This window comes from Deltaproteobacteria bacterium, assembly GCA_016219225.1.
Taxonomy (GTDB): domain Bacteria; phylum Desulfobacterota; class RBG-13-43-22; order RBG-13-43-22; family RBG-13-43-22; genus RBG-13-43-22.
This window is the reverse complement of sequence record JACRBX010000273.1, coordinates 1-11315: the sequence shown is the minus strand read 5'-3', so window position 1 is coordinate 11315 and position 11315 is coordinate 1. Positions and strand designations below refer to the sequence as shown.

The 11315-nt window shown below is 45.9% G+C and carries 12 protein-coding genes and 1 tRNA gene; all 13 read left to right on the top strand.

Translation table 11 applies throughout. The features are described 5' to 3' along the window. Window positions 1–5: 5 nt before the first annotated feature. Window positions 6–245: an RsmE family RNA methyltransferase gene (locus tag HY879_22720; protein ID MBI5606158.1), complete on the top strand. Its 240-nt coding sequence runs from the start codon at window positions 6–8 to the stop codon at window positions 243–245. After that, a complete protein-coding gene (locus tag HY879_22715; protein ID MBI5606157.1) occupies window positions 232–630 on the top strand; it encodes a hypothetical protein in 399 nt (132 codons plus the stop codon). The genes HY879_22720 and HY879_22715 overlap by 14 nt, the downstream gene beginning before the upstream one ends. Window positions 631–692: 62 nt before the next feature. Further along, a tRNA-Phe gene (locus tag HY879_22710) sits at window positions 693–768 on the top strand. A gap of 704 nt (window positions 769–1472) precedes the next feature. After that, window positions 1473–1655, top strand: coding sequence for a hypothetical protein (locus tag HY879_22705; protein ID MBI5606156.1), 183 nt, complete (start codon window positions 1473–1475; stop codon window positions 1653–1655). Between the two features lie 597 nt (window positions 1656–2252). Beyond that, complete coding sequence (locus HY879_22700; protein MBI5606155.1) at window positions 2253–2924, top strand: TetR/AcrR family transcriptional regulator; 672 nt, start codon at window positions 2253–2255, stop codon at window positions 2922–2924. A 3-nt stretch (window positions 2925–2927) separates the two neighbouring features. After that, on the top strand, window positions 2928–4820 hold the full coding sequence (locus tag HY879_22695) for an AMP-binding protein (protein MBI5606154.1): 1893 nt from the start codon (window positions 2928–2930) through the stop codon (window positions 4818–4820). A 27-nt stretch (window positions 4821–4847) separates the two neighbouring features. Then, window positions 4848–6023 (top strand): ABC transporter substrate-binding protein, encoded by a 1176-nt coding sequence (locus HY879_22690; protein ID MBI5606153.1) that lies wholly within the window; start codon window positions 4848–4850, stop codon window positions 6021–6023. A 17-nt stretch (window positions 6024–6040) separates the two neighbouring features. Then, window positions 6041–6904: a branched-chain amino acid ABC transporter permease gene (locus HY879_22685; protein ID MBI5606152.1), complete on the top strand. Its 864-nt coding sequence runs from the start codon at window positions 6041–6043 to the stop codon at window positions 6902–6904. Window position 6905: 1 nt separating this feature from the next. Next, window positions 6906–7967, top strand: a complete 1062-nt coding sequence (locus HY879_22680) for a branched-chain amino acid ABC transporter permease (GenBank protein ID MBI5606151.1) — start codon at window positions 6906–6908, stop codon at window positions 7965–7967. 27 nt (window positions 7968–7994) lie between these two features. Beyond that, entirely contained in the window at window positions 7995–8792 is a 798-nt protein-coding gene (locus HY879_22675) for an ABC transporter ATP-binding protein (GenBank protein ID MBI5606150.1), read from the top strand. Continuing rightward, window positions 8785–9558, top strand: a complete 774-nt coding sequence (locus tag HY879_22670) for an ABC transporter ATP-binding protein (protein ID MBI5606149.1) — start codon at window positions 8785–8787, stop codon at window positions 9556–9558. Before HY879_22675 ends, HY879_22670 begins: the two co-directional genes overlap by 8 nt. Window positions 9559–9627: 69 nt before the next feature. Next, entirely contained in the window at window positions 9628–10686 is a 1059-nt protein-coding gene (locus HY879_22665) for a hypothetical protein (GenBank protein ID MBI5606148.1), read from the top strand. Window positions 10687–10702: 16 nt separating this feature from the next. After that, a partial coding sequence (locus HY879_22660) for a cobalamin B12-binding domain-containing protein (protein MBI5606147.1) occupies window positions 10703–11315 on the top strand: 613 nt, incomplete at its 3' end.

The following is an 11315-nucleotide window of genomic DNA, read 5'->3' as shown; positions in this document are numbered from 1 at the left end:
GGACCTTGAAAGAAATCGAATGGCAACCGTCTCCACCAGGCCCCATTTTTGCTTTGGTGGGACCTGAGGGGGGATTTAATAAAGAGGAAGTCCTGCAAGCCGAAAACAATGGGTTTGTTCCCATTTCCCTGGGCCCAAGGATTTTACGATCAGAAACCGCTGCCCTGGCCCTGGTCTGCCTGCTCCAATTTTTATGGGGAGATATGGGGTCCAAAAGTAAAGGAGAGAAATATGCGTTGTCCTAACTGCGGTTATGTCAGTTTTGATTATTCGGTTCAATGTCCCAAATGCAAAGCCGATCTGAGCGCCCAAAGGCTTTTACTGAACCTCCCGGAGATACGCCCGAATCCGATTTCCATACAAGAAATCTTGGAACGGATGCCTCTGATAGCCCAAAAAGAAGCCGGACGGGAAAGGGTAATGGAAACGGTAAGAACCCAAGCCCCAAATGTTCCCGAACCAGCGAAGAAGGACCCAGGGCCAAAGCTTTCCCTGGAAGACTTCGACCTATTTCCAATAGATCCGGGAAGGGCTCCCCAGGGATCAAAAGGCCCTGAAACCGAGGAAGAGGGCTTGAAGCTGTTCCTGGAGGACCTGGAAATCAGCCCTGCTCCTAAAAAGGACCACTGATTGATTCCAGATCGGTTTTTTTGCTTGACAAATTCTTTAGAATCTTTAAAGTTCCAATTTGTGCCGAGATAGCTCAGTCGGTAGAGCAGCGGACTGAAAATCCGCGTGTCCCCAGTTCGATTCTGGGTCTCGGCACCACGTTAACTCAATCTAAGTAAGGGGCTTACCCAATATTGGTTAGGCCCTTTTTTTATGGTCCCACAACTCTCCTCCCTTTTCTAAACAATCTCAACGATAGTCGGTTACAATACCTTATCACTTATCCACCTAATGGTTATTCCCTTGTTCTTCCGAAATTTACCGGCTAATTGGTTAAGAAATAATGAAAAATATGGTACTGAAACAGCAACAGCGGATCACATAACATGCGTTAATGTGAATCCGCTGTTGCTGTTTCAGTTTCAGTGGCGGTGAATGTTTTTCATTATTTTCTGCCGTGAAGGCGCCAATAAACTCAGAAGAACCATTGTTCGCTTTGATAAGTCTGTAGGCGTGGTTCAGGATGTCCGGCCTTTAGATCTTGTCGTAGAGAAGATAGAAAAGTATTTAAACCAAATCCTCCCCTTTCACTAATGTGGAGTCCTGGAATGTGCTTAATTTGGAGATTTCCGTTTGATATCTTTAGGCCGTCCCACAAAAAGCTGAAACAGTACAACTTAAACACTTCCTCCATCGGAAAAGTTATTCGGAGCTCGGTTCCTTCCTGCCTACAAATCTCAATGGCTCCTCTTAACTGTATCGGCAGGGCTCTGGTCTTGAACCCGTCACTCCTCCTTCTAGACGAACCCTTGGAAGGATTGGCCCCGATTGTCGTTCAAGAGCTTTGAGCCGCCATCGACGAGATGATCCGGTCGAGTGGTCTAGCCATCCTCATCGTCGAGCAGCACGCCCGACAGATTCTCCCCCTGACCGATAGGACCGTCATCTTGGAGCGGGGCCGCATCGTCTATCAGAGGACCAGATCCGAACTTAAAGCCGATCCGGCCAAATTTGAAAAGTGGCTCGGGTTGGCGGATAGACGATAGCCTCCAGATCCCTTCAAGAACAGAGTATTTCATTTATAGGACTCCGCCCGGTCATTAGCGTGGCACCACCAAACAGGAAAATAGAACTGATGGGACATAGATCCTCGAACCCTATTTTTGTTTTAAATGAATGATTTCTCCTATAGCCTTTCGCCTCGTGCCTTTTGCCTGTATTTTCAATTTTCGTATTAAGATCTATATCTTTAAATTATAAATAAAAATAATATGTTATCTTAAAATTTGAAAATTAAGACCGGTTTATTCAGATTTTAAAACGTTATTTTATATTAAAATCTTATAGTTGTATAAAATTTAATAATATTTAAAAACATCATTTTTAATTATTTATAATGTTTTTTTGTGAAATCATTTTTTATTTTTTAATTAACTAATTAAAATTATTTAATATTATTATAATGAAAAATATCCGGAAATAAGGCTGGACAAAATCAAAAACAAGCATTCGTAATATTTTTTAATTTTACCTCATTTTTCTCTTGACTTTCAAATTGATATTTTATAAAAATTATAAACTATAATAATTATAGTATAAAAATTAATTGATTTAAATAGGTTAATAAAAAAAACGGCGTTATTATGGCTCTTCCAGAAAAATCCAACTCCAATCAAGAAAAGATCATCAAGGCGGCCACTAAATTATTTGTCGAGCAAGGATATCAACAAGCAACAATTTCAAAAATAGCCAAGGAGGCCGGTTCATCGGAATCGGCAATTTATGAATGTTTTGATGGAAAGGAAGATCTCCTATTAACCATACCGGATGTCTGGGTAAAGAAGGCCTTAGGGGAAATAAAAGAACAACTTTACGGTTTGGTAGGTGCTTTTAATAAACTTAGGAAATTTATTTGGTGGTACCTGCGATTTATTGAAAAAGATCAGTTAACCGCCCAAGTCGTCTTTCTTTTCCTAAAGACCAACCCCAATTTTATGACCACGGAAGTCTATCAAAATGTCAAATTATTTTATGCTGAACTACTAAAGATATTTGAAGAGGGAAAAACATCCGGGGAAATGAGACCCGACTTGAATCCCTATTTGGCCCGGGCTCTGGTTTTGGGTACGATCGAGCACCTAGTCATCCGTTGGTTACTGAAAGATCGCAGCTATTCCCTCTTTGAGGAACTGGATATTATCTATGATATTCTGGTCCAAGGGATGAAACATCCCGATCAAAAAAAAGCCGAATATCTTTTCGAAATATTGAGAAAAGAATCGAAGGAGTCCAGTCCCGCCGGAGAGGAAAAGTAACTGATGGATGACTCTCTTCAAAAATATGAACAGTTGCGTCAGAAGACCCTTCCAGGTCTCCTTTGGTCCAAATCTCAAACTCATCCCCGGGAAGTGGCTTATCGTTCCAAGAAACTGGGGATTTACCAGGAACGATCTTGGATGGATTTTTGTTTGATGGTGGCTCATTGTGCCCTGGGATTGAAGGAAATCGGACTTAGCCCGGGAGATCGAATGGCCATTATGGGGGATCCTCGGGAAGAATACACCATAGCCGAACTGGCAGCCCAATCCGTAGGAGCCATCCCTTATGGTATTTATCCCACCTCCTCTCCTAAAGAAGTTCACTACTTGATCCAAGACGGCGGTGCCAGCGTATTTGTTGCCGAGGACCAAGAACATGTGGACCGCGTTCTGCCTTTGATGGAAAGTCTCCCCAATTTAAAACGAATCATCGTCATCGATACCCGCGGCGTTTTTCTATACGACCATCCTTCCCTTATGGCTTATGAGGATGTTCTCAGATTCGGGCAGCAACAACTCGATTCAAGTCTTAAACCCTTTGAAACTCTGGTCCAACAGATCAAACCATCGGACCCTATGGGCCTTGTCTATACTTCAGGAACAACCGGGAGTCCTAAAGGCGTTGTTCTCAGCCATGGGAAACATGTAGCCGGGGCTTACACCTTAATTGATTGTTACCCGATTTTAGCCCAAACGCCCCACCGAACAGTCGTCTTTCTTCCCTTGTGCCATGTATTAGGTAAAGATGTGGCCATTACGTTACCCTTACTGACCCAAATCGTTCCTCATTATGGAGAAGATATTGAAGACTTGAATCAAACCATATTTGAAGTCGCTCCTACAGTGCTATTCATGGTTCCAAGATATCTTCAAAAATATGCCTCCGGGATCCTGGTCGGCTGCGAAAATTCTACCGCCTTAAAAAAAGCTGTGTATCGCACCGCCTTAAAAATAGGACGCCGATATATTAAGGAAGTCTGGGAGGGAAAGAAGAGCTTGGGACTGCACCTGGCCTATGGGCTTCTTTATCAGGCCGCCTTTCGACCCATTCTCAATAAAATCGGATTCGCCCATCTTCAGCTTGCCCTCTCGGCAGGGGCCCCCCTTCCTCCGGAGGTGATGGCCTTATGGCAAATGTATGGGGTAAATCTATCTGAGTTTTACGGACAGACCGAGACGGGCGGAGCTATCATCTCGGCCCAAAAAGGCACCTTCCCTCGTCCCGGAGATGTTGGTCAACCGCCCCGTGGGTGGGAGATAACTTTTTCGGAAATCGGAGAAATATTGGTCCGGGGGCAGGATATTTTTGATGGCTATTGGAAAAATCCGGAAGCGACCCAGGAAGTCATCGACCCAGAAGGGCGGCTCCATACGGGTGATGTGGGAGAGTGGGACGCTGTGGGCAATTTAAAAATAATCGACCGAGCCCGGGACATTATTGTCACCTCCGGCGGAAAAACCTTAAGCCCGACGTATATTGAAAATCTAATGCGTTCCAGCCCTTACATCAATGAAGTTGTCGTGTTCGGTCAAAACCGAAAATATCTGACAGCCTTAATCGAGATCGACTATGAAACGGTGTCTGATTGGGCCCGTGTTCATAATATTCCTTACGTTGGATTTTCCAGTTTGGCGGGACATCCGGAGGTTTTTAAATTGATCCAGACTGAAATTAAAAAAGCCAACGAGGACCTGGCTAGAGTCGAGCAAATCAAGACTTTCAGAATAATCCCCAAGGAATTGAATCCGGAGGAAGAGGACGAGCCCGTTACCCCGACGCGCAAGGTCAAACGGCAACTGATGTATTCCAAGTTTCAAACCTTGATTGAATCCATGTATGACAGTCAGGAAGAAAGATTGGTCGCTTCAGAAATCGGTGATGTTTTAACCTAACCAATAAATATTTGTAAGGAGGGAACCATGAGTGGGAAAAAATTACGGATATGGGGTATGGTTGTTATCGGCATCCTTCTGTCTTTCCGGCTTACTTTGGCCCAGGAGCCTTATGTGGTCGGAATCAGCATGGCCATCACCGGGCGGGGTTCTGAAATCTATGCACCGGTAAAAGATGCCCTGGATGTCTATTTTAAAGAAGTAAATGCCAAGGGTGGGATTAACGGACATCCGGTGAAGATCATTTTCGAAGACAATGCCGCCGAGCCTTCCAAAGCTGCCTCTGATGCTAAAAAATTGATCACCCAAGATAAGGTCATCCTACTGATGAATGCCAGCTTATCCAGTACCTATGCGCCAATGATTCAGACCGCTAAGCGATATAATGTTCCGATTTTTTTTGCGGGAGCGGTCTGTCCGAATGAAGTGTACCCGCCCAATGCCGACGACATCCAGTTCTGTTCATCAGGATTTGCCTCCAAGTACGATAGCCGATTTGCCATGTCCTTCATAAAAGAGCAGGCCAAAGAACCGGTCAAGCTTGGGCTGGTCTCCATGAATATCCCTATCTCCCGTGGGGAAATCGATTTTGCTGAGACACTGGCTGGTCCTTTGGGTTTCGTCGTGGTTGAGAAAGAAGCGATTCCTCCCACAACCCCGGACTTCATTCCTTTTGCCACCAAGATTAAAAATGCAGGGGCTAACTGGGTATACTCCTGGGCTCCCTGGGCCACCCAGGTAAAAACCTTCGAGGCTTTGCGTAAACTGGGTTGGAAAGGAAAATATCTGGCCTTTGCCCATATTCAAGCCGAAGAGGAATTGGAACGGCTTAAGGATGATGATTTCTTTGTCTTCGGAGCAAACGGCCTTTTCGCTGATAATACATCAACCCATCAAAAGATCCGCAATACGGCGGCCAAAGAAAAAACGATTTATCCCTATACCCAACTCACCGAAGGATGGTTAGCGGCCATGGTCTTAGAAGAAGTTTTGAAAAAGACCTCCTGGCCGGGAACCCCGGAGAAAGTAAAGGCGGCCATGAATCAACTCAATCTGGATATGAAAGAACTTCGCGGGGGCCCTTTAGTCTGGACCCCAAACAACCACTTCAGGACGGTGAATTATTATCGGGCCTATAAATGGTCCTCAAACCAGAAAAAGGTCGTTCATGTCAAAGAGTGGACACCTTATACCGTTAAATAAAGCCTATGCAGCTTATTGTGAACATAGTGGTCTTAGCCTCTTTATATTGCCTGATCGGCTATGGCTATGTGCTTATCTATCAGGTCAGCCGGGTATTAAACTTGGCCCATGGGGAGTTAATGTCCTTGGGAGGTTATTTTCTGCTGACCATCGTCATCATGGGGATGACCGTTTCCCCCCTGACTTCCTTCCTTCTGGCCTTCATCCTCCTCTTGGCTTTGGGCTTGGTCATCTATTTTGTTTTGATGCGTCTAATGACCGGTGAGTCTGTTTTCACCGCTGTTTTGGTCACTATTTCCCTGGGTATCCTCCTCAGGGGATTGATTACCCTGACCTGGACCTCGCAATCCTGGTTTCCACTTCAATACATGGGTATCAGAGCCTCTTCTTTCCAATTTATCGGGGGGGCTCAGATACCCACTTTCGGGTTAGTTAAAGTAGCCAGTGCCCTGGGGGTATTTTTGATCTTGACCTTTGGCATCAAATACACCCGCTGGGGAATAAAAATGAGGGCCGTGGGAGAAAATCCGTTATTGGCCTCCCAAAGGGGAATTGCCATCCACAAATATTACGCCCTGGCCTGGGGCTTAGCCACTTCTATCGGAGGTCTAGCCGGTATGATCCAAGCTTGCGATTCCGGGCTGGATCCGGGAATGTTTATCATTGGTTTAAAAGCCTTTCCGGTAGTCCTCGTCGCCGGGTTAGACAGTCTGAGTGGGGTCATTCCGGCTGCCCTGTTGGTGGCCACGGCTGAAATCTTAGCCATAAACTATATCAGCCCCCAGGCCAGCGATGTGGCTCCTTTTGCCGTCTTGGTGGCCATGCTCCTGATCCGCCCCTGGGGATTGTTCGGGACCAAAGAAGAATTGGAGAGAGTCTGAAATGGCCTTTTCCAGCGGATACTTTAAAACCAGCTATGCCAAAGATTTAACTATCGTGGAAACCAAGCCGCGCTGGGTCGCCCTTCTCTTATTACTGGCCGCTTTAGTTGTGCTCCCCTTTCTGGCTTCCACTTTTTTTCTCGACCTCGCTAATCAGGTTCTCTTGGCCCTGATTGGCTCCGTGGCACTGATGATCTTAACGGGATATGCCGGTCAAATTTCCCTTGGCCATGCGGGTTTGATTGCCGCCGGGGCCTTCACCACGGCCATACTATTTAAAGAGCTTCAGGCCCCTTTTTTCATCACTTTCCCGGCTTCAGCCGTAACCGGCGGCCTTTTGGGAATTATTTTTGGTCTCCCTTCCTTACGTTTGAAGGGGCTTTATTTAGCCCTGAGTACCTTATCTCTCCATTTCATTGTGACTTTTTTCGGGTCCGAATATGAAACGAAGAGGGGCTTAGCTTCAGGAGTCGTGCTGGATCCCCCATCCATCGGAACCCTGCGACTGGAAGATCCTCGATTCTGGTATTTCTTCCTGTTGATTGTTGACGTTTTAGTTGTTCTTTTGGCGATTAACCTCATTCGTTCGCGGACCGGGAGGGCCTGGATCGCTGTCCGCGTCAGAGATATTGCCGCTGAGTCGTTTGGGATTAATGTCTCTTACTATAAGGTATTGGCTTTTGTGGTCAGTTCCGTCCTGACCAGCCTGGCCGGTTGTCTTTTGGCTTACTACCGCGGGTTTGTTTCGGTGGAAGCCTTTTCTATGCTCATGACTATTGAGTATATGGCCATGATCATTATTGGCGGATTGGGATCTATTTTAGGCGCTATCTTGGGGACGGGTTTCGTGGTTTTACTTCCCTACGCCATAGACGCATTAGTGAATATTTTTGCCATACCTTCCAGATTAACCACATACATGTTCGCCATCAAATACGCCAGTTTTGGGTTGGTGATGATTATATTTCTGATACTGGAACCCAGCGGGTTGGCCGGCATCTGGAGACGCCTAAGAGATTATTTTATCCTCTGGCCCTTTAAACACAAACCCGTGGGGAAATAGGCCATGATTGAACCTCTAGAGAGGGTGATGGCCGTGAATGACAGGCTGCTGCTCCAAATAGAAAAAATGGAGGTCGTTTATCATCACGTCATTACCGCCATTCAGGGCATTTCTTTGAATATCGGCGACAATCAGATTGTGGCCCTATTGGGAACGAATGGTGCCGGAAAGACAACGATCCTTCGGGCCATATCCGGATTTTTAGGTTTGGATAATGCCAAAGTCACCGAGGGTTCGATTTGTTTTCAAGGAGAAGAGATCCAAAACAAACCGCCGCATATTATCACCCAAAAAGGGATTGTCCTTGTGCCGGAGCGGAATAAGGTATTTGAGCATTTAACTGTCGAAGAGAATTTGCACCTATCCGCTGGTCTGACCGGCGAGCAGGACCAGAAGATTCTGGATTACTTTCCGGTCCTGAGGCGGATCAAAAGGCGACTGGGAGGATATTTAAGCGGTGGTGAACGACAAATGCTGGCTCTGGCCGCGGCGTTGTTATGCCGACCGAAGTTGTTATTGATTGATGAAATGTCTTTGGGGCTGGCCCCGTTGGTGGTCAGAGACTTAATGCAGTTAGTCAAAACCATCCGAGAAGAAAACCGGGTTTCCATCCTCCTCGTGGAGCAGAACGCCACAGCGGCCCTGGAGATCGCCGATTATGGATACGTCATCGAGAACGGTCGGTTGGTTTATGCCGGAGATATTGAAAAACTTAAAAATCATAAAGACATTCAAGAATTTTATTTGGGACGGGGAGAGCAGCAATCCCGGAAAAGTTACCGAGAGGTCAAACAATACCGGCGAACCCGTAGATGGTATGGATAAGGCAGAACAACTTTATTTAAAAGGACTTTCTCTCTTCATCGGGGGATTGGAGATCTTGAGCGATGTTTCGATGACGGTCCGGCCGGGGGAGTTAATGGCCTTGATCGGTCCCAATGGGGCGGGGAAAACAAGTCTCTTTAATTGTATAAGCGGTATTTATCATCCTTCCCAGGGAGAAATTCTTTGGGCGGATAATAATCTTGCCGGGACGCGCGCTTCTGTGGCCGCCAGAAGAGGAATAGCGAGGACCTTTCAGCATGCCGAACTTTTTCAACAGATGACAGTCCTCCAAAATCTCCTGATCGGTCGCCACATAAAAACTAGAAGTCATTTTTTTTCGGATGCCTTTTTTTGGGGGAAAACCAAGTCTGAAGAAATAAGAAATCGAGAGGTGGTCGAAGAAATCATCGACTTTTTGGAATTGGGGAAATATCGAAAACAAGAGGCCTCCAGCTTACCTTATGGGGTGCAAAAGATAGTCGGGCTTGGAAGGGCCTTAGCCATGGAACCTAAACTATTGCTCCTGGATGAACCATCAGCCGGAATGAACCGTCAAGAGAAGGAAGATTTGGCCCGTTTTATCTTGAGGATGAAACATGAGATAGGCTTATCCATGGTTTGGGTGGAACACGATATGCAAATGGTCGGAGATTTAACCGATCGCATTACGGTCTTAAACTTTGGCACCAAGATCGCCGAAGGAACACCGGAAGAAGTCCTAAATGCTCCCCAGGTTGTCGAAGCCTATTTGGGGATTAAGAGTTAAAACGAATTTTTTAATACCTGGTCAGAATACAGATCCTTCGGTCTGAAGAGAATTGAGAGTAACAATAACATGAATTCAAAAGAACGTGTTTTAGCCGTATTAGAAGGACGCTTACCGGATAGGGTTCCTTTGATGACCTTTGGAATCGATCCGAAATTTATTAGAAAATTTGGAGGAGGCACCTTTGAAAGAACGCTGGAAACTCTGGGATTGGATGTTTATCCCCTATATAGTCAGAATTGGTGCCAAGGAATCCCGTTGAATGCGGCACTCAGCCAGGAAATTCCGGAAAGTATGCAGACCTCGGGGGGAACCTATGGGGGGTGGGATGGGTGTGATGAGTTCGGTCGAATTTGGAAAAGAGGATCTTATGTGGGCGGAGTTGTCCGCAGTGAAGAGGAAATAGGGCGGTATGTTCCGGAACTCAAACTAGAGGAAAGAATCGATCCCGGGCGAATCAAAACATTGATTAAAAAACACCCCGATAAGGCTTTTTGCTTTACTTCCCATACCGGACCTTTTGGTTTAACCATGGAAAGTATTGGGTTTGAAGAATTTTTTTATTTATACATGGATAACCGGGCTTTTATTGAAAAGCTCATCTGGGAACGGACCAAATGGTTTGCCGAGGTAGCAGCATTCGGAGTGGAATTAGGTGCAGACCTGATTTTAATGGGCGATGATGCCGCTTTCAAGCAACGAACCTTTATTGCCCCGACGGAATTTGATGCGTTAATGGTTCCTTGTTATCAATATATTGCCAAAAAGGTGGAAATCCCCCTTCTCTGGCATTCAGACGGTTATATTGTGCCTTTACTGGAAACCGCTGTGAAGTCGGGAATTCGAGGTGTCCATTCTCTGGAGCCTACCGCCGGGGTTGATTTAAGTCAGGTTAAAAAAGATTACGGGGATCGTTTGATTTTAGCCGGAAATATCGATTGCGGGGTTGCTCTCTGCCAAGAAAACCTGGATCTGGTGCGGGCGGAAGTGAATCGATGCATGGAGCAAGCCAAAGAAGGTGGTGGGTATATTTTATCGGACAGCAATTCTATCCATTCCGGATGTAGTCCTGAAGCCGTATTGGAAATGTTCCGTTATGCTAGGGAAGTCGGAGGTTATACTGATTAAAAAAGGAAATCCGAAGATGAATGACACGTTAAAACAAATTTATCAGTCTGTTTTGAAAGGGAAATGGAATGAAACCAAACAATGGACCCATCAGGCCTTGGAGGAAGGGATTTCGGTTCAGGATATCATCTCCAAAGGAATGAATGCGGCCATGGATGAAGTGGGACTTCTTTTTTCCAGAAACGAAATCTTCTTGCCTGAGATGATGATCGCTGCCAGAGCCATGAAAGCCGGAATGGAAATTTTAGAACCCTTGATCGTTAATCAAGAAGTTCAACAAGAGGGAAAAGTTGTCCTGGGAACGGTCAAAGGGGACCTGCACGATGTGGGTAAAAATCTGGTCATGATGATGCTCAAGGGAGCAGGGTTTGCAATTATTGATCTCGGAGTGGATGTCCCTAAAGAGCAATTTAAAGAGGCCATCATCAGGGAAAATCCCCAGATCGTGGGCATTTCTGCTTTACTAAGTACGGTTTTACCTAATGTGAGCGAAACTGCTAACTACCTCAAAGATTCCGGTGTCCTAAATACTTGCAAGCTGCTTATCGGGGGAGCGGTCATAACCCCGGAATTCGCCCAGTCCGTTGGCTCTGATGGGTATGCAGCGGACGCCGGCGCCGCAGTCGGAG

Excerpts from the sequence above, each read along its gene's own strand:
- HY879_22680 (MBI5606151.1), top strand. The coding sequence starts at position 6,906 with ATGGCCTTTTCCAGCGGATACTTTAAAACCAGCTATGCCAAAGATTTA.
- HY879_22700 (MBI5606155.1), top strand. The coding sequence starts at position 2,253 with ATGGCTCTTCCAGAAAAATCCAACTCCAATCAAGAAAAGATCATCAAG.
- HY879_22715 (MBI5606157.1), top strand. The coding sequence starts at position 232 with ATGCGTTGTCCTAACTGCGGTTATGTCAGTTTTGATTATTCGGTTCAA.
- HY879_22670 (MBI5606149.1), top strand. The coding sequence starts at position 8,785 with ATGGATAAGGCAGAACAACTTTATTTAAAAGGACTTTCTCTCTTCATC.
- HY879_22695 (MBI5606154.1), top strand. The coding sequence starts at position 2,928 with ATGGATGACTCTCTTCAAAAATATGAACAGTTGCGTCAGAAGACCCTT.
- HY879_22705 (MBI5606156.1), top strand. The coding sequence starts at position 1,473 with ATGATCCGGTCGAGTGGTCTAGCCATCCTCATCGTCGAGCAGCACGCC.
- HY879_22675 (MBI5606150.1), top strand. The coding sequence starts at position 7,995 with ATGGCCGTGAATGACAGGCTGCTGCTCCAAATAGAAAAAATGGAGGTC.
- HY879_22665 (MBI5606148.1), top strand. The coding sequence starts at position 9,628 with ATGAATTCAAAAGAACGTGTTTTAGCCGTATTAGAAGGACGCTTACCG.
- HY879_22690 (MBI5606153.1), top strand. The coding sequence starts at position 4,848 with ATGAGTGGGAAAAAATTACGGATATGGGGTATGGTTGTTATCGGCATC.